The 20433-nt window shown below is 35.5% G+C and carries 16 protein-coding genes, 2 tRNA genes and 1 riboswitch; of the genes, 1 reads left to right on the top strand and 17 read right to left on the bottom strand.

The genetic code is table 11. From position 1 onward, the window contains the following. Positions 1–480: 480 nt before the first annotated feature. From SOJ_RS01250 to SOJ_RS01210, 9 genes are all read right to left on the bottom strand, one after another. Positions 481–1281 (bottom strand): MBL fold metallo-hydrolase, encoded by an 801-nt coding sequence (locus SOJ_RS01250; protein WP_102134920.1) that lies wholly within the window; start codon positions 1279–1281, stop codon positions 481–483. 533 nt (positions 1282–1814) lie between these two features. Next, positions 1815–2594, bottom strand: a complete 780-nt coding sequence (locus SOJ_RS01245) for a two-component system regulatory protein YycI (RefSeq protein WP_002506239.1) — start codon at positions 2592–2594, stop codon at positions 1815–1817. After that, complete coding sequence (locus SOJ_RS01240) at positions 2595–3935, bottom strand: YycH family regulatory protein (RefSeq protein ID WP_037539355.1); 1341 nt, start codon at positions 3933–3935, stop codon at positions 2595–2597. Then, a complete protein-coding gene (gene walK, locus SOJ_RS01235) occupies positions 3925–5757 on the bottom strand; it encodes a cell wall metabolism sensor histidine kinase WalK (protein WP_002506237.1) in 1833 nt (610 codons plus the stop codon). Before walK ends, SOJ_RS01240 begins: the two co-directional genes overlap by 11 nt. Before the next feature lie 13 nt (positions 5758–5770). Then, complete coding sequence (gene yycF, locus SOJ_RS01230; protein WP_002506236.1) at positions 5771–6472, bottom strand: response regulator YycF; 702 nt, start codon at positions 6470–6472, stop codon at positions 5771–5773. 425 nt (positions 6473–6897) lie between these two features. Further along, positions 6898–8304, bottom strand: a complete 1407-nt coding sequence (locus SOJ_RS01225; protein ID WP_002506235.1) for a DHA2 family efflux MFS transporter permease subunit — start codon at positions 8302–8304, stop codon at positions 6898–6900. 366 nt (positions 8305–8670) lie between these two features. Continuing rightward, on the bottom strand, positions 8671–9132 hold the full coding sequence (locus SOJ_RS01220; RefSeq protein WP_002506234.1) for a MarR family winged helix-turn-helix transcriptional regulator: 462 nt from the start codon (positions 9130–9132) through the stop codon (positions 8671–8673). 469 nt (positions 9133–9601) lie between these two features. Next, positions 9602–9674, bottom strand: a tRNA-Asp gene (locus SOJ_RS01215). A 7-nt stretch (positions 9675–9681) separates the two neighbouring features. Then, positions 9682–9756: transfer RNA gene (locus SOJ_RS01210), tRNA-Glu, on the bottom strand. A 287-nt stretch (positions 9757–10043) separates the two neighbouring features. Here SOJ_RS01210 and SOJ_RS01205 point away from each other — a divergent pair. Continuing rightward, on the top strand, positions 10044–11255 hold the full coding sequence (locus SOJ_RS01205; RefSeq protein ID WP_002506233.1) for a macrolide family glycosyltransferase: 1212 nt from the start codon (positions 10044–10046) through the stop codon (positions 11253–11255). Positions 11256–11363: 108 nt separating this feature from the next. Here the strand turns inward: SOJ_RS01205 and SOJ_RS01200 are convergent, their stop codons facing one another. The 8 genes from SOJ_RS01200 to SOJ_RS01165 form a co-directional block, all read right to left on the bottom strand. Continuing rightward, complete coding sequence (locus tag SOJ_RS01200; protein WP_002506231.1) at positions 11364–12647, bottom strand: adenylosuccinate synthase; 1284 nt, start codon at positions 12645–12647, stop codon at positions 11364–11366. Between the two features lie 289 nt (positions 12648–12936). Further along, on the bottom strand, positions 12937–14340 hold the full coding sequence (gene dnaB / locus SOJ_RS01195) for a replicative DNA helicase (RefSeq protein ID WP_002506230.1): 1404 nt from the start codon (positions 14338–14340) through the stop codon (positions 12937–12939). 30 nt (positions 14341–14370) lie between these two features. After that, positions 14371–14817 (bottom strand): 50S ribosomal protein L9, encoded by a 447-nt coding sequence (gene rplI / locus SOJ_RS01190; protein ID WP_002506229.1) that lies wholly within the window; start codon positions 14815–14817, stop codon positions 14371–14373. Next, complete coding sequence (locus SOJ_RS01185; protein WP_002506228.1) at positions 14814–16781, bottom strand: DHH family phosphoesterase; 1968 nt, start codon at positions 16779–16781, stop codon at positions 14814–14816. Before SOJ_RS01185 ends, rplI begins: the two co-directional genes overlap by 4 nt. 14 nt (positions 16782–16795) lie before the next feature. Then, complete coding sequence (locus SOJ_RS01180) at positions 16796–17722, bottom strand: DUF2232 domain-containing protein (protein WP_176721756.1); 927 nt, start codon at positions 17720–17722, stop codon at positions 16796–16798. 309 nt (positions 17723–18031) lie between these two features. After that, the gene (gene metX, locus SOJ_RS01175) at positions 18032–19000 is read right to left on the bottom strand and encodes a homoserine O-acetyltransferase MetX (protein ID WP_002506226.1); all 969 of its coding nucleotides are present in this window, start codon (positions 18998–19000) and stop codon (positions 18032–18034) included. A gap of 58 nt (positions 19001–19058) precedes the next feature. After that, positions 19059–19159: riboswitch (SAM riboswitch) on the bottom strand. Positions 19160–19290: 131 nt separating this feature from the next. Beyond that, a complete protein-coding gene (locus tag SOJ_RS01170) occupies positions 19291–19620 on the bottom strand; it encodes an AzlD domain-containing protein (protein WP_002506225.1) in 330 nt (109 codons plus the stop codon). Then, positions 19617–20312, bottom strand: a complete 696-nt coding sequence (locus tag SOJ_RS01165) for an AzlC family ABC transporter permease (RefSeq protein WP_002506224.1) — start codon at positions 20310–20312, stop codon at positions 19617–19619. Before SOJ_RS01165 ends, SOJ_RS01170 begins: the two co-directional genes overlap by 4 nt. Positions 20313–20433: the final 121 nt, after the last annotated feature.

The following is a 20433-nucleotide window of genomic DNA, read 5'->3' as shown; positions in this document are numbered from 1 at the left end:
ACGTTTTCTACACAAAAATAAGTGAATAACCTGTTTATTTGTGGATAACTCTGTGTACAATGTGGGTACTTCCCTGTGAATTGTGCACATCTCTGGATAACTATGTATAATTCCGTGGATAAGTACGAGGTTGTCTTACATACTTATTCACAGTGTTTACATTATCTTCATACTATCTTTGCTGAATCCTTACTACATAGTAATTTCATTAATTGTTATAATTATCCGTCAATTGCATATAGCTATTTTCAGTTAAGACCTAGGGTTGTATACCCATATATTCCTTCTTTTATTGAGTAAATTTCCCTATAAAAATCCTCCTATTAAATGTATTCTATCTTATATATATGCTAAAAAAATATAAAAAACCGATACCTGCTATTGAGATATCGGTTCCTTCACTTTATTGTTGACCATGGATTACATTAGCTTGAAGCTAATGCATTAAGAAAATCTAAACTTCAAACAAGTTAAAATATTCTATAGTGTATATATCGGTGTTGCTTTGGCTTTATCAGTATCGCATAGCAATACTTCTTTTTCTGTGTCGATGTCGTGTTCGTTGAGGACTTGTCCAACGCTCATACGTGCCAAGTCTTTCATGTTGTTATCTTGTGATAAGTGAGACAGGTAAATGCGTTTTGTGCTGCCTGTGATGACGTCTGTCATTGCTAAACCTGCATCTTCATTTGAAACATGTCCCATATCACTCAATATACGTTGTTTCGTCTTCCAAGGATAACCGCACATGCGTAACATATCCACATCGTGATTACTTTCGAATATAAAGGCATCACTACCTTGAATCATGCCTTTCATGCGGTCTGAAACATAACCTGTATCTGTTAAAATCGTGAATTTCTTATAATTATTATGGAAAATGTAGAATTGTGGATCTATCGCATCATGAGAAACATTAAACGATTCGATATCAAATCCAGCAATTGATTTCGTTTCATATGGATTAAAAATGAATTTCTGATCCATTGGAATCTTACTATCTTTCTTTTCAATGGCTGTCCATGTCTTCTCATTCGCATAAATTGGCAAACCATATTTACGTGCTAACACACCTAGACCTTTAATATGATCAGTATGTTCATGTGTAACTAAGATGCCATTTAAATCTTTAATTTGTTTATCTATTTGTCCAAATAGCTCTTCCATTTTTTTTCCTGTCAAACCTGCGTCGACAAGAATACTACCTTTATCACTTTCCACATAAGTGGCGTTCCCAGTACTGCCACTCGCCAATGCGCTCATACGTATCAAGCGATTCACCCTTTCTAATCTATTGCTTCTATTACTTATGGGGAAGTCTCCGGTTTATGTGCCATCAACATGCCCTCTGTCTAATTATTTATTATAATAAAGTAATTTATCTAAGTTTTTGAGAATATGAAACGAGCTCTTTTCTAAAAATTAGCTTGAGCTATCTTCAAAATTCTAAGTATATGATAGGCTTTTGAACCATTTCATACTTCTTTAATAACTCTCATTAACAGTATTTAATTTTAACATACTTTTAGCTTTCAGCATGTCCAAATTGTTTATTTAAATACTAATCTATCTTTTAAATTACATTAATCACTTTCTAAAAAGTGATTTAATAATTATACGTAACTTGTAAAAATTTTTAACGAGACGCCTGAGTAAACAACACGAGTCAAAATCTACAGGATAAGGCAGCGCCCGCGGAAAGCGTGCATAAAAAAACTGCCAACAAAGTCAGAGACTTTGTCAACAGCATGAGCACACCTTACTAAAAAGGTGTGCGTAATTCATTCTCAACTTATCCACAGTTATCCACAAGATTATTCTTCAATAATTTTTGGACTGTCTGCTACAGCTTCGACATAATATGTTTTAATTTTATCGCCGTGTTTTACTTTGATTTCCCAATTGGCTTCAAGCACTTGAACGTTCGGCTCTTTGACAACAGTATAGTAGCCTAGTCGTGCATTAGTTACTTCATCATTGCGCTTGAGATAACGATTATAGTAAAGGTCTTCGATGGCACTTCGCGCTGTGTTCACTTGCTTTTTATCATTATTCGTACCTTCTGAAGGCTCGATAGATTTCATAGCAGTTTGTTCATAACTTGAAGCTTTGCCATCTTCTACATTAAATTCTAATTTCGCTCTACTATTATTCATAATTGGATAATCATTATATGTCTGTTCAAATGTAACTTTTTCATCATCAATATGGCTCATTTCGTAATCTTCACCTTTATAGACGCTGCCTTTGACATACGATTTAAGGTCGGTGAATTGATCATTACTGATGTTAATTGGGTCACTAATATCACCTTTGGCTAATGCGCCTGAATGCTCGCTGGTGATACTTGGACGTGTCTTCGCATAAGATGAAAAATCATTAGACCTTGCTGTCAGTAATTGCATTTTCAAACCATTCACACTTGGGAGGTTCTCTGGAATTTTAATTTCTTCTTGTTTAAAATTCACTGCATTTTCGTCTTCACTATCGCTAATTTGTGATTTATTCACTTTATCCACGTAGATAATAATCAGGCTAATGTTGACTAGAATAAATACGATAATAAATAATGTTTTTGCGCGTTTCCAGTTCATTTATTCTAGCCCCCCATCGTTGTATGCATGCCATTCGCCTTTATACTCTACATACCATTGTGGTTTGAATTCACTATTACGTTGAATTTCGATGTCGCTACCGTCATCTTTATGTTCCATGTTGTAACCAATCGTCATATTTGTTACTTCTTCAAAGTCGATTTCAGGATTGTTTGCCAGTTCTGAACGTACTGTTTCAGCACCTGGTAAATCTATTTCATCTTCACCGCTGTCTATCGTGACATTAGATTTTAACAATGCACGTGCATAACTGAAGACGCCTTTGTCGCTCCATGAGACTTTAATATTATTCAAGTCGTCATCATTGAAAGTTGGTCGGCCGTTTAGGAACATTTGATATGTCAGTTCGCCGCCTTTATTATCTGTGCTGAACAGTCTGTAATCATCTGTAAAGCCACCATGATTGTTGATGTAATCATAAGTACTTGGAATACTATCTTGCATGTTTGTTGAACGATCCTCATCTTCTGAGAGATTCGTGTAGCGATATTTTTCATTATCTTCACTGTAGTTGGCGACACCGGTGTTATTGTTGTATGTCGCTGTCCCACTTTTCGTGCTACGTACGACTACTGAGTCATTGAAGAGTATAGAATTCATCGTATCGACACTGATGCGATTATAAATCGTGTGATATGATTTCAAACCTTTAGGTGCCTTCGGTGCAAAAATATGTGTAGCCTTATCGATGGTATCTTTATTCGTAATAATCTCTGTATATGGCTTCATACTTTTCTGTTGTTCTTTCATTTGTTTAGCAAATGAACTGATCTTCGCCGTCGTCGTCATACGCACAACATTATGACGATCTTTACTAACAGCATAGAGTTTAACTTTGCCGTCTTGATTGTCATCAATTAATAAACGGTCGAATTTAAAGTTATTCGGTACTTTCGCATCGATGTTCAATGCTTGGCCTAAATAAGTCGCTAGTGGCATGTCATAACTGAAATCCAGTACTAAAAATTCGTCACTTAAATCTGGAATGATCAAATTATGGTTACTATGCATTTGTTCGGCATGTAGTACGCGCTGATTTTTCAAGGGGCTGATGGTCTCTTCGACGTTGCTACGTGTCGCTTTCATACCTTCTGTGTCATCACCATTAGAGTGAATGATTTGATATGGCGCAACAACTTTACTCATACCTTGATCAAGTGGTTTACCTATCGTATTTGCTTTCGCATCTTTATTACTACTATCTTGTTGATCTACGTTCACTAAGTCTGGCGAGAAGTTCCACGTCATGTATGTCAGCACAACACTCATTAATACTAAAAGGTATAGGATGATGGATTTGATTAACTCTTTACTCCGCATCCCAATCACCATCTTCTAGTACTTCACATGGCAGTGTAATGAAGATTGATGTTCCTTGTCCTTCTACACTGTTTGCCCAAATGCGACCATTATGTGCTTCAACAATTTCTTTGGAAATGGCTAAGCCTAAGCCTGTACCACCCATTTTACGTGTACGTGCTTTATCCACACGGTAGAAACGGTCAAAGATTTTATCCACTTTATTAATTGGAATACCAATGCCATTATCTTTCACACGTATTGTCATACGATTGTATAATGCGTTCTGTTTCACGTGAAACTCTACACGTTTATCGCCGCGAGAATACTTCATCGCATTGGTAATGACATTATCAAATACTTGTGTCATCTTGTCTGGATCGATTTCTGTAAAAATCGTATTATTTGGAATTTCGCGGACGAATGTCGTTTCCTTATCGGACATTTCGTGACGGTTAATAATTTTATTGATAAACATATTAAAGTCTATGATTTCTTTCGTAATTTGATCGGATTCGTTATCCATTTTAGATAATTGTAAGAGATCATTTACAAGTCGAATCATACGTTCTGTTTCTTCACGTGTTACAGATAAGAATTGCGGCGCAAGTTCTTTATCTTCCCAAGCGCCACTTTCTAACGCTTCAATGTAGCTGTTCATAGATGTCAGTGGTGTACGTAATTCATGTGAAACATTTGCTACGAATTCACGACGTTCACGTTCTACTTGTTGCTGTTCTGTAACGTCATGTAGTACGGCAATGTAACCTGTCACAAACCCTGTTTCTTGAACAATTGTACTAAAGTTAACACGTGCAATAATGCCTTCATTTTCATTAATATCTAATAAGAAGCTATCATTATTCTCTTGAATTTCATCTAAAGAGAATTCTTCTTCTAATTTAAGGACATTTAACATGTAGTCCCCAATAATATCTTCTTTTAGTGAGCCCATCATCGTCAATGCCATGTCGTTGACAATACGCACGCGACCACGGCGATCGGTCGCTATAATACCATCACTCATATGAGTGATTACTGAGTCTAAGCGACGTTTCTCACTTTCTGTATTCGCTTGTGCTTCTTGTACACGTTTCGATAGATTATTAAAGGCAAGTGCCAGCTCACCAATCTCATCGTTACCGTATATTTTTACGCGTTGCGTATAGTTACCTTTAGACATCTCTGCAGCTTGGTTACGCATATCTGTAATAGGTTTCGTAATTGTTCGTGCAATAAAGAAACCTAAGATAATAGTAATTAACAAGGAAATCCCTGTACCAACGATAAAGATTTGGTTGATGCTGCTAAGTTGTTTAAATACATCGTTAATATCCGCTTCGATATAGACGTTACCTATCGTACCGTCGTTTGATGTTTTAACTGGTAAGTTATATACCCACACGCGTTGTTTCCCGTTACCGTAATCTTTTAACACGGTATGGCTATTAATTTCGCCTAAAGATAAGGCTTTTTGGATAGAGTTATCGTTCGCTTTTTGATTTATTAGACTACGCGTAGACTGCTTTGAAGTGGCCATAATAATCTGGTCTTTATCAATAAAGCGGATTTCTTCTATTTCTTGTCTATTGGCATACTCATTTAATAAGTTTTGAACTTCTTTTTGAGCATTAACCGAATTGTCTTCGTCATAGACTTTTTCTATATTAATTTCGATTTGTTTCGCGTATTGCGAAATATTATTTTTAAATGTTTGTGTTAATTCTTTTTCTAGACTATTGGTAAAATATAAACCGATAATTTGCATACCGATTACAATGAGCAACACATAGACAATAACAAGTTTCGTGTGTAAAGACTGAAAATATTTAAGCCATTTCATTTATAAGCGACCCCTAGTCATGTTGTTGGAGGAAATATCCAACGCCACGACGAGTTACTATATATTCTGGGTGAGATGGATCATCTTCGATTTTTTCACGTAAGCGTCGAATTGTTACGTCTACTGTACGCACGTCACCAAAATAGTCATAACCCCAAACAGTTTGCAATAAATGTTCACGTGTCATTACTTGACCCATATGTTTAGATAAGTAATGGAATAATTCGAATTCGCGGTGTGTTAAGTCAATTTCTCCGCCACGTTTTTTGATAGAGTATGCATCTGGATAAATAACGATGTCTTTAATAGAAATTTCATTGGATGCGTTGTCCACTTCTTGTGCTGGTTGTGAATAATGACGACGTAAATTTGCTTTCACACGTGCGATTAATTCGCGTGTACTAAACGGTTTCGTTACATAATCATCTGCGCCAAGCTCAAGACCTAATACTTTATCAATTTCTGAGTCTTTTGCTGTAAGCATAATGATCGGCATTTCAAATTTCTTACGTACTTCACGACATACTTCCATGCCGTCACGCCCTGGTAACATAATGTCTAATAACACGATGTCGGGTTCTTCTTCATATATTAAATCAACTGCATCATCACCATCGTAGGCACAAAATACTTCGTAACCTTCTTTTTTTAAGTTAAATTCTAAAATATCAGCAATTGGTTTTTCATCATCGACTACAACAACTTTTCTAGCCATATTTATAAACCTCATTTCTAAATTGTAGTACGTTCATTTTTAAAAATTTTACGTCTTTCTCTCTAGTATAATTTACCATTTATAACCTATTAATTCTATTTTTCTAAATAGAAAATTATATTTGTATATTGTAAAATTATAACATTGTTCGTATTAAATGGGTACTTATCGATAAATCATAGATGCATCAAGTGTAAACAATATCAGCGTATCAATCGAACTTCTTGCCTATAACCCATATACATCCTGCATTTAACCTTCCTTTTAAGAAGCATGCAATACGCATACATCTTCCTATCAAAATCAAAAAAAGTGATACATATATGAAGTAACGGGTCATGTATTCAAGTTACAGCGGAGAGTGATTCATTCGCTCTAATTTCTACATGTACGCGTCGCTTATTTATATGTATCACATATCATTTTTAAATTGTTTTCGTTTTTTTAACAAATAGAGACAGTATAAATCCGATTATTGTTAAACCTACTATAAAGAAGAAGGTATATTGGATACCATGTGCAAGTACAACTTCTTGTGCAGCAGTCGGGTTAGCTGAACCGAATGCCTTCATTGCTGTAGTGTAAATTGTTATGGCAATCGCAGTACCAGCTGAGCCACCTACTTGAATTAATGTTGTAATCGTAGCTGAACCATCTGCATATAGATGATGTGGCAACTGATTTAACGCATTTGTTTGTGCTGGCATCATAACCATGGATATACCACAGAATAACACCATGAATGCAAGAATGATTGCCCATACTGGAGTAGAAGCTGAAATCATAAACGCGAATGAGATTGCTGCGATAAACATAAGTACGAAACCTATAATGCCAAAGTATCTCGCGCCGAAGCGATCAAATAATGATCCAATAACTGGCGATAATACTAAGTTCACTGCGTTACCTGGTAATAAGATTAAACCAGCAACAACAGAACTAAATAATAGCGCGCCTTTTAAATAGAGTGGTAATAAAATACCTGTAGATAATATACATAAGATCGTTATGAACACCATTGCTGCACCTAGTATAAACATTGGGTACTTAAATACATTTAAGTTAAGCATTGGTGAGTCGATTTTAAACTGACGCACGATAAAGATTGCTAAGCCAATTACGCCAATGAGTAATGGCAACCATACAACGACATCAGTAAATGCCGCTTCTGCCATTGAGCTAAGTGCGAATATTAGTCCTGCAAAACCAATCGTCGATAAGAAAATCGATATAATATCTATTCTAGGTTTCGTAATTTCTCCAACGTTTTCAACATGTGAAAAAGCCATCAATAATACAACAATATATAAAATTGCGCTAATCCAGAAGATGAAGTGCCAACTTGATGCCGAAATAATAACACCTGATAATGTCGGCCCGAGTGCTGGTCCTGCTGTAATAACAAGTCCCATTATGCCCATGACGGCACCACGTTTTTCAATTGGGAAGATTAACATTAGTACGGTCACCATAATCGGTAACAAGATACCTGTACCTAATGCTTGAATAATACGTCCTAACAATAACAAACCAAAGTTAGGTGCAAGTGCGCCTACGATAACGCCTAATAAAGATAATAATATGCCTGTAATAACTAGAGACTTTGTACTAAACCATTTGATTAAATACGAAGAAGCAGGAACAAAACAAGCCATGACGAGTAAGTAACCTGTCGTTAACCATTGTACAGTTGCTGCTGAAACTTGAAAATCAGCCATGATATCTGTTAAAGCCATATTTAATGCTGTTTCACTAAACAGACCCATAAATCCGCCAATCATTAATACGAGTGCATACATTTTTGGATTTTTCACTATTACTTGTGTTGCCATTTGATATACTCCTTTTTATGGTAAACGAAGTATAAGTATAATTAAGAGATAATAAAGTGAGTGTTGCCTTGAGGTATATATTCAAGTGTATAGCAATCGTGCTTTGTCGCTCACTTTATTAAATTCATCTCCATGCTTTACTACTTATTCCTATATTTCCATTTCATTTTAGTCTATATAAATTGAACATCAGTTTAGTATCACCCAGGAAATAATTTAAATCATGATGATAACAAACAACATCCGCTCAATATGAACCTACTTACTGTACCAAATTTTTCAAATTAATGTCAACCTAGTTGACGAAAATGATTGTAAAAAAATTAAGCATCAAACAATTGCTTCTATTGCTTGATACTTAATTATCTATTTAATATTTATTTCAATATCTTCTAAATACCAATCTTGCTGGAGTACTTGTTTAAGTTGCTCTAACTGTGTACTACCAATCATTGTTTCTATGTGCGCGACGAGTTGTAATTTATGTTCTACATACTCTTCAAAACACTGCAGACCTAATGTAGTTAAGTTTACACATTTTTCTTTTTTATTATTGGGCACAGCTTCAACTTGAACGACACCTTTGTGCTCTAATTGTTTGATCGCTTTATGAATAGCTTGGCGTGTGAGATGAATTTTTCTAGTAAGTTCGGCAAAAGTTGGTTTCTCATAGTTGATTTTATCAATCAGATACCATTCTGAGCTGCTGAAGTGAACATCTTGTATTTGCTCTGAAGTTGTGGATTCCAAGGTTTGTCTAAGCGCACTGTGACGTTCACTAATTAAATCTATGAGGTCCAATCCCTCTATACTCTTATCATTTGCCATACTTACACTCCTCACATTGATTTCATATGATGCTATGCCAATAAATACTCATCATCACCACGACATCTCGTTATGTTTATGCTGAAAATTGATATTAATCTACCATATGCTCATTTATCATAAGCAATTTTTTTATCAAATTCAAATTAAGCTCATTTTATAGCTTCTATATGTAATAACACTAGTATAATCAATTGATAATTAAAAAAGCTGAGACATATATATGTCTCAACCTCAATCATTATACTGGCAGTGGCTGACTGAATTGAAAATGCACTTATACCAAGTTATTAAAGAACTACTACTTCATTTATGAAGCCAAGTAGTTCTTATGCAAGAGCTTCAGCGCTTGTATTCCATTTTACAGTCAGCTTTACCGGGCCAGGTTCATACGACGAAATCTTGCTAAAAACATTAGATTTCTGTCCCACTCCCAAAAAAATGCCCATCCTATTGGATGGGCATTGTACGGTCTCGACGGGAATCGAACCCGCGATCTCCTGCGTGACAGGCAGGCGTGTTAACCGCTACACTACGAGACCTAAAAAATGGTGACTCCTACGGGACTCGAACCCGTGTTACCGCCGTGAAAGGGCGGTGTCTTAACCGCTTGACCAAGGAGCCTGTCTTAAGCACAAGTTAAATTATACCAAGTCTCTAGAAGGAAGACAAGCTCTTTTTTTAATTTTATTAGTATAATTTTCTATATTAATTGTATAAAGTTATTGTTTTAAGATTTATTTTGAAAAAACTGCTATAAAGCCATTAATGAAAATGCAGAAATCTTTAAACTCATTCAATATCGTGTGATTAATTTTTAATTTAAAACAAAACTATTAAACTTAAAATCTTTTTTGTTTTCAAAACTTTTTGCTAAACTTGTGTAATAAAATAAATTAGGAGGCTTACCTTTGGCAAATGTATTATTTATCAACTCAGGATCACCCGGACATTTTAATCCAACTATTGCAGTATGTAAAGAACTCGTTGAGCGCGGTGAAAACGTCGTTTATTACATATGCGATAAATATAAAGATAAATTAGCTGACACAGGTGTAGAAGTACGCACGTTACCTACTGATGCTATAGTCGACCGTTTTAGATCTTATGGCCAACATCACTTATATAACGTAATTAACGGTTTATTGAAAACTGCGGATATCATCGTGCCTCAAATTTTGGAAGAAACGAAAGATGAGCATTACGATTATATGATTCATGATTCTATGTTTAGTTGTGGCCATATCCTTGCACAAAAATTAAATATCCCATCAATATCTTCTATTACATCATTTGCACATAATAAACAAAGTTTTGATGCATTTACAGAAAAATTAACAACAATGGTTGATGCCAATGAAATAAAACAAGCAGATGAAACATTTAATGAATTGAAACAACATATTGAATCTACATATAACGTTGAGGTGCCTTCTCGCTTTGAAGCGATGAATAATCCTGGAGATTTCAACTTATGTTATGTAATGAAAGGTTTCCAAATCAATTATGACCTATTTGATGAGCAACTTTGTGTCTTTACTGGTCCTTCAGTCATTCAACCACAACCCTCTGGATTTATGGATGACATTGATCAGACACAGCCAATCATTTACATTTCTTTAGGAACTATTTTTAATCAAAATATCGCTTTTTTCAATAAATGTTTTAAAGCATTAGCAGACATCAATGCATCGATCGTCGTTTCTATCGGTGAAACAAATCATCTGAACGATTTCGATGAGGTACCTGACAACTTTATAATTAAAGATTATGTACCACAAACTGAGTTATTACAGCATACAGCATTATTCTTAACACATGCGGGCATGAATAGTACAAACGAGGCTATGATGATGAATGTGCCAATGCTAGCCTTCCCACAGAGTGCAGACCAACCTATGGTAGCCAAACAGATAGCAAACTTAAATGTAGGTCATCATATTGATGAGGCCATTACGTCTGAACAATTAAGCTGTGCTGTATCAGAAATGTTAGAAAATCAAATGTATTATCAACGACATATCGAAAAAGTAAAAAACGTGCAATCTATCGATGAAGCGGGTTATGCATATGCAGTAGACCAAATACTCGCTTTTCGTAATAAAATTTGCCAATTCAATTAAATAACAGTTATATATAAATAAAAATACCTTGTAGACGCACCATTAACGGTGAACTCTACAAGGTATTTTTTCATAATTAGACTGGAAGCCTAACTTGGTATTATTTTCCTACCATAAAGATTTTAATAAGTTTGTTTGATTACGGTCTGGGCCAACTGAGAAGATTGAAATCTTCACATCACATAGCTCAGAAATGCGTTCTAAATATCTACGTGCATTTAAAGGTAATTCTTCTAATGAACGACAACCCGTAATATCTTCAGTCCAACCTGGTAGTGTTTCAAAGATTGGTTTACAACGGTTTAAGTCTTTCAAGTTTGCTGGGTATTCAGTGATTTCTACACCATCTAATTCATAAGCTGTACAAATCTTCACTTCTTTAAGACCAGTCAATACATCAATAGAGTTGATTGATAAGTCTGTGATACCACTTGCACGACGAGAATGACGTAATACCACTGAGTCAAACCAACCAATACGACGTGGACGACCAGTTGTTGTACCGTATTCACGGCCAACTTCACGAATGTGGTGACCATCTTCATCAAATAGTTCAGTTGGGAATGGACCATCACCCACACGAGATGTGTATGCTTTACATACGCCAATTACTTTAGATACGAATGTTGGACCAACACCGCCACCTACAGTAACGTTACCTGCTACTGGGTTACTTGAAGTTACAAATGGGTATGTACCATGGTCAAGGTCTAACATAACGCCTTGAGCACCTTCAAATAATACTTTTTCTTCTGCTACAAACGCATCATCTAATACTTTAGCTGTGTCTACTACGAAAGGTACGATACGTTGACCTGCAGCGTAATATGTTTCAAAGATTTCATCAAAAGTTGGACATGCTTTGCCAAACATACCTTTGAAGTAATCATTTTTATATTCAATATTATTTTTTAGTAATTGTTCAAATGTTTCTTTGTCTAATAAATCTGCCACACGAATACCGATACGTTGCGCTTTATCTACATAAGCTGGGCCGATACCTTTTTTCGTTGTGCCAATTTTATTATCTCCACGGCGTTCTTCTTCATATTCATCTTGTTTTAAGTGATAAGGTAAAATAACTTGTGCACGATTAGAAATACGTAAATTATCTGTTGAAATACCTCGTTCATTTAAAGCATCTAATTCTTTTAATAGTGCAACTGGATCTACGACTACACCATTACCAATCACTGATAATTTTTCTTTATAAAAAATACCAGATGGTACTAAGTGCAATTTATAAGTTTCTCCACCAAATATAATTGTGTGGCCCGCATTATTACCGCCTGAAAAACGTGCAATAACATCTGCTTGTTCTGCTAGAAAATCCGTAATTTTACCTTTACCTTCGTCTCCCCATTGTGTCCCAACGACTACTATTGATGACATATGAGCACCTCCAAGTTTTTCTCAATTAACCAATGAGTATTCTACCAATACCACAACGATATTGCAAACAAAAATCGAACATTGATTTTTCGTCATTTTTCTAATACTTATTAATTTTCAAATACTGCAATAAATGCGACAAACATAGTAACACCAATGTTTTAATTGTATTTTTCATTTAAAAAAGACACATACTTACATTAAGATTCAAGAATAAAATCCAAACAAAAACCGTACAATAAAACATAAGTTTGTATTATTGTACGGAAAAATTAATTTAATCTTTTTTCTAACCCATCATATCTGCATGAGCATAATCTATATCTGTAAATTTATTATATTGTTTCATAAAGTGCAGCTTCACTGTTCCTGTAGGACCGTTACGTTGTTTGGCAATAATAATTTCGATATCACCATTATCATCATTCGTTTGTGGTTCATAGTTCGTGTCGTCATCGTCTTCTTCATCTTCGCCTTGATTGTAATAATCATCACGATATAGGAAGGCAACGATATCCGCATCTTGCTCAATCGAACCAGATTCACGTATATCACTCATCATTGGTCGTTTGTCCTGACGTTGTTCAACGCCACGTGATAGCTGACTTAGTGCGATTACAGGACATTCAAGTTCTCTGGCAATGGCTTTTAATGTACGAGAAATCTCAGAAACTTCTTGTTGTCTGTTGTCTGAAAAGCGTGAACCACTACCTGAAATTAATTGTAGATAGTCGATCACTATCATGTCTAGCCCGTGTTCTTGTTTCAAGCGGCGACATTTTGAACGAATATCTGTAATACGGATACCTGGTGTATCATCAATAAATATCTTCGTACGTGATAACTTACCTACTGCAATTGTAAAACGATTCCAGTCTTCTTCAGTCATTGCACCTGTTCTTAATCGGTTAGAATCGACATTGCCCGAACTACAAATCATACGTGTCGCTAATTGGTCAGCACCCATCTCAAGCGAGAAGATACCAACTGAATAATTACGTTCATTTGTAGCTACTTTCTGCGCAATATTAAGTGCGAAGGCAGTCTTACCTACAGAAGGACGGGCAGCTAAAATAATCAAATCATTACGGTTAAACCCTGCTGTCATCTGGTCTAAATCACGATACCCTGAAGGAATACCTGGTGTCTGACCACTGTTTTGATCTAATAATTCTGCCGTCTCATATACTTCACCAAGTACGTCTCTAATGTCTTTGAATCCATCACTTTCACGTGAGGATGATAATTCTAATATACGACGTTCCGCGTCGTTCAGTATTACATCTAGTTCCAGTTCATCATTGTAACCATCATTCGCAATACTATCAGCTGTTTGTATTAATTTACGCTTGGTTGCGTGTTTAAATACGATTTCTGTATAGTACTGAATATTACGTGTGGTTGGCACATTACTAGATAATTCAGCTAGATATTGTGGACCGCCCGCTTCATTCAATCGTCCTTCTTGTGACAATTGATCCATGATTGTTACCACGTCAATATCTTTGTTGTCTTCGTTGAGGTTCATCATGGCTCTAAAGATGTGTTGATGCGCGCCTCTATAAAAGGACTCAGGAAGTAATACTTCCTGAGTTGTGTTGATCAATTCTGGATCTATGATAATGGCACCTAAGACAGACTGCTCAGCCTCATTACTGTGTGGCATTTGATTTTGTTCATACATTCCATCCATTACGATTACACCTCATATCTCAATCCGTTATTATTGTTCAACTGTGTGTACACGAATTGTACCTTCGACTTCTTTGTCTAATTTAACTGGCACGTTTGTGTAACCCAATGCGTGGATACCATTTGGTAAGTCCATTTTACGCTTATCAATCTTGATGTCATGTTGTTTTTGTAATGCTTGCGTGATTTGTTTCGTACTTACCGAACCAAATAATTTGCCGCCTTCACCTGTTTTAGCAGATACTTCGACTTCAATATTACTTAATTGTTCTTTTAATTGTTTAGCATCTTCAATTTGTTGTTGACGCTCAGCTTCAGCTGCTTTATTTTTTTGTTCTAATTGTTTTAAGTTACCTGGTGTTGCTTCCACCGCATAATTTTTCTTTATTAAGAAGTTGTTTGCATAACCTACTGGTACGTCTTTAACTTCGCCTTTTTTACCTTTACCTTTTACATCTTGTGTGAATATTACTTTCATGAATTTTCACTCCTACTCATTTGTTCTGTTATAGCTTGTTGTAATTTTTCGATTGCTTCATCGACAGTTACATCTTTCATTTGTGTAGCTGCATTTGTTAAATGACCACCACCGCCAAGTGCTTCCATCGTTAATTGAACATTAACTGTACCAAGTGAGCGGGCAGACATGCCTATGAGGTTGTCTTCTCGTCTCGCTATTACATATGAAGCCTCTACACCATCTAAACTTAACAGTTCATCGGCAGCTTGTGCAACTGTAACAGGGTGATAGATTTTGTCGTTAGAACCGTGGGCAATTGCTACCCCATTCTCTTGCAGTTTCACCGTTTGAATCAACTCAGTACGATTGATATACGTATCAAGATCATCTTTCAAGAAATGCTGTGTCAATATCGTATCGGCACCATGTGCACGTAGATAACTTGCGGCATCAAATGTTCTAGAGCCTGTACGCAATGTAAAGTTACGGGTATCTACGATAATACCAGCAAACATAACTGTTGATTCTAAACGTGTCAGACGTTGTTCTGTCGGTTGATACTCTAGTAATTCTGTGACAAGTTCAGCTGTCGAACTTGCGTAAGGTTCCATATATATAAGCAATGGACTAGAGATAAAGCTTTCACCACGTCTATGATGATCAATCACGACTTTACGGTTTGCTTTATTTAAAATATTTTCATCAATAACCATTTCAGGTTTATGCGTATCTACGATGACTAATGTTGTCTTAGATGTCATAATATCCCACGCTTCATCTGAAGTAATGAAACGATCTTTTAGTTCTGGTTTTTCATTCACTGCATCCATAACACGACGTAACGTTGGATCGATATCTGATTCATTTAATACAATGTAGGCATCTAAATTATTCATCATTGCAAAGCGGGATACACCAATTGCTGCACCGATTGCATCTAAATCAGGACGTGTATGCCCCATAATAATTACTTTGTCGCCTTCCATCAAGATATCTTTTAAAGCGTGTGAAATCACTCGTGCTCTTACACGTGTACGTTTCTCCATTGGATCAGTCTTACCGCCATAGAAACGTACATTACCATTCATACTCTTAATCGCTACTTGGTCACCACCACGGCCGAGCGCTAAATCTAAGCCTGACTGTGAAAGTTCACCCAGGTCGATAAGATTTTCTGAGCCTTCACCGACACCAACACTTAATGTAAGTTGGGCACGATAACCGACACTCTTTTCACGGAGTTGACTTAAAATACTAAAATTAGATTCTTCGATATCTTTTAAAATACGTTGATTTAAGTACGCCACAAATTGATCAGAACTATAACGTTTGAAATAAATGTTATATTCTGTCGCCCATCTACTGATTACACGTGTAACCATAGAGTTAATTTCTGATCTTTGTGTATCGTTCATATTTTGAGTAATTTCATCATAGTTATCTAAGAATAATGTCATGATAATCGGTTTGGATTCTTCATATAATGCTTCCGTCTGAATTTCTTCTGTAATATCAAAGAAGTATAAAACATGTTCTTTTTCAGAATATCGAACGCGATAGTGATATTCATTTTCTTTAATTTCAATTTCTTGTGTTTTTTCTAATTGTTTTAAGATATTAGGATATACTTCGTTTACTGGGTCGGAAATGACATTACGGTCTAATCGTTCCGACATAAAATGGTTCATCCACTCTATGTTTTCATTTTCGTCTAAGATGATCATCCCAATAGGTAAATTCTTAATTGCGATGTTGCTACCTTCAGAAATATGACCACTCAGACCATCTACATAGCTATCTAGTTTTTGTAAAGCTTGTCTTACCAAAAATACTGTCCCTATAATTATAACCACTAAGACAATCGCAGCGATGCCTGCCATAATTTGGTTGAAAACGAACCATATTACAACAAGCGCAATTGCCGTGAGTGCCATTATGATAAATGGCAAGAGCAAGGCTTTTTTAGTGGATTGACGATTCATTTTTCCACCTCAAATCATTTTTTAATGATACGTTTTAAGTTAATACATAAATCTACAACACCCAGGAGGCTTACAATATGTGTAAGTGGCATTAGAATTGTCCCTATTGCCATTAAAATCACAGTAAGTGTGAGCGGCATTGATTTTGCCTTTCCGAAAAAGTGAATCACACTTAACCCCTGAATATACATACATAATGATAACACAATTTCGAAGTTTAATACGATACTTTGGAATGCACTCGGTTCGACAGTAAACATAACACAAAGTAGGACAATCATATACATCCATAGCAATGAACGCTTCATTTGCCACGCATATAATGGTTTGAATATTGGTGTAGCAATTTTGAATTTACGTAAAATTGGAAAAGTAACTAGTAAATTGATTAATATGAGTATAAATACTGCAATAATTACATAACTTGGTAACTGAACTGATAATTGACGGAACATTTCTTCAAACATTTGTTTATAATCTGCACCAACACCTGCATTAGAAATATAATAATTTATTTGATCTTTCACAGGTTTCATTAATGTTGTTGATGTTGGTATTTTATCAAATGTTTGTAATGCCATAAATGCAATTAACGAGATCATACTCACGTATGTAGTTGTAATATAAAGTATACGCTCTTTAGATGTACGTTCTTTTAATAATTGGCCAACAACGAAACTCACTAAGAGTACGAGGACCATGATACTTAATACGAATATATTACCTAATAAAGTTGTCAATACAACTGTTACGACTGCTGTTAAACCAAATGATTCTACAGACTTATGCCATAAAATAATGCCTGGAATTGTCGCAAACAAACTCAATACAAGCCCAAGCGGTGGTAATATATGTAAAGCTAAAGCTACTATGACTAGCGTGATTATACTAAGTATAGTTGCCTTAGGATATATTTTTGAAAACAAATTCGCCACTCCCATACTATTTTTGACTATAACTTTTATTTTAACCTCTTTAAAACTTTTATACAATTATTGCCAACTCATTTCTATAGAAGTTAAACATACACTACACATTCAACTATTTGAAGATAAACTAATGTTCACCCTTTCAGTTGATATTTGATACAGGAACACTCCTTACTACTACATAAAATCACAGGTATTTCCTTGCATTTTCCCATAAAAAATAGGACATACAGTAGCAGTCAGTCTACCTTGTATATCCCACCTGATTATTCTGATTCTACTCTGTCGTCCTAAATTTAATATTCTATAATAAAGTCACTCTCATTTACGCTTGATTTTATATACCTTTAAGAAATGGTATAAATTAGGTGCCCAATCATTAAAATTAACTAAAAATCCATCATGCCCTACATTGTCAGGTACAAAGAAATGTTTATGATATTTAAAGCGTTGCCCAACTGCATAAACAAGGTCATCAGGATAAAGTAAGTCGTCCGCAAAGCCCATCGTCATCATCTTAGTATCTAGTTTACTGAACACTTCGTCCACGTCATCACGGCCTCTATCCACATCGTGACTGTCTAAGACGTCAAGCAGTGTTAGATAACATGAATAACTAAAGTGCTTCATAAACTTATCACCTTGGTGCCTTTGATATGCAACTACTTGATCTGGCGAGAAGCGTTGTTCATAACTTTTAGACGAACGGTATGTTAAGAAACCGAGCTGTCTTGCGATACTCATACCTTGCTCATGGTCTAAATGAATCGCTTGTCTCGCAATTTCATTAAATGCACGGCTATATGAAGATGTTCTCTGTGTAGCAGCAAGTATAACTGCTTTATCAACATCAAATTTACGGTTATATAATAACTCTACTGCCTGCATGCCACCTAAAGAGCCACCTATGAGTATATTAATACGTTCAAATCCTAAGTGCTCAATACCTAATTCAATTGCACGCACTATATCACGCAAAGTTAGTTGTTCTGGAAAGTCTTCATCAGTAAGTGCTGAACTAGAACCAAATGGACTACCAATTACATTAAAAGTTAAAAACTGATAATCGTTAATTGGCATATAACCACCATCAATAATGCCTCTCCACCATCCAGGTTGTTCACTTGTACCATACGTTAAGTGATTTCCTGTCAAAGCATGACACACGACCACAAGAGGTTGACCTTTCAATCCAACATGTTCGTAACGTAATTTTAAGTTTGAGATTGTTTCTCCTGACTCTGTTGTAAATGGTCCTAATTCTAATGTATCAACCGTATAATTCGTCATGATTTACCTCCTACTTAGTAAAAAAACTCCTCACTATAATAAGCAAGAAGTTGAAAATTACTTATCATTCGACTATATCGTTGGTTTTAGCACCGTACTTTATTCAGCCGGTTGCTGAAGCATCATTGGGCCAAATCCCTTAGCTTCTCGAAATAAGATTTAATTTTAATTGTATTGCACTACATTACTACTATTGATGTTTCTACAATCAATTTATCTTTTAAAAAATGTCGGAATTTTCTAATTATTGTTATTCTAACGGATAAAACGATTTACATCAATGAAATAAATTAAAACACCCATCTTAATGCAGCCATAATAATAATGCCACCTACGATTGTAATAGTTAAACTACGTGTGATAACTGCAATCACTACTGTAGGGACCATCGTAATTAAAAATGGCACATTAATGCTATACCCCATCATTCCATCTTGTTGTTCAATCAAACCGTCAATAACTAAAGCAGTAAATAGCGTAATTGGTATAAACGACAACCATTTTACAACTCTTTCAGATAGTTTAATTTTAGATATAAGTAAAAACGGTATTATCCGTGTAAACCACGTCACAATACCACAAAGCAAAATAATGATAAGCATGTGCGTCGTTGTTGTCATCGTTCCATCACCACCCCAATCCCAGCTGCTATCGTAGAAGCAAGTATAATTGCCACATAGGATGCCATAAAGAGACTTAAAAGAAGCATCATCACGATTACAGTAATAATCAATACAAAATACGTCTTAATGCGAGAGCGTTGAACTGATTCAAACTGTGATACAGCTAAAAAGATAAACATCGCTGCAATAGCGAAATCTAAACCTAACGTTTCTGGGTTGTTTATGTATTTTCCAAAAATAGCGCCCATAACACATGCAAATGTCCAAAACAAATAAGCTGTGATATTTAAACCGTGTAACCAACGATCATTAATTTTTTCTCCTTTAAGGTGTGGTGTAATTGCTACACCAAACGTTTCATCTGTAATGAGCGTTGAAAGCCCTATTCGATTTAATAAACCGTATGATTGATAACTCGGTGCGAGTGTCATACTCAGTAGAAACATTCTGGAATTAACGATAAATGCTGTTAACACAATCGCAGAAATCGGCGTACCGGCGATGACTAGTGCACAAATAATGAATTGTGCAGCACCAGCATACACGAGTAAACAGAGTAAGATAATTTCAAGCAAACTAAATCCTGAGGCTACAGCTACAATTCCAAAAGACAACCCTACCCCAGCGTACCCTAATAATGTAGGAACACATTCTTTCACACCTTGCTTAAAAGTTACATGTGCTTCCATTACCTCACTCCTTTCATTTTTAATTTTTAAAAACAATAGATTAAGTTTAATATAAAGCAAGAGTTTCATTCAATGACTTTAGACTTACGTTTGTGCGACGGAAGACAACCCTCAGTTTAAA

Source organism: Staphylococcus sp. OJ82 (genome assembly GCF_000294465.1).
In the GTDB taxonomy this organism is placed as follows: Bacteria; Bacillota; Bacilli; order Staphylococcales; family Staphylococcaceae; genus Staphylococcus; species Staphylococcus equorum.
This window is presented reverse-complemented; position numbering and strand designations above follow the sequence as displayed.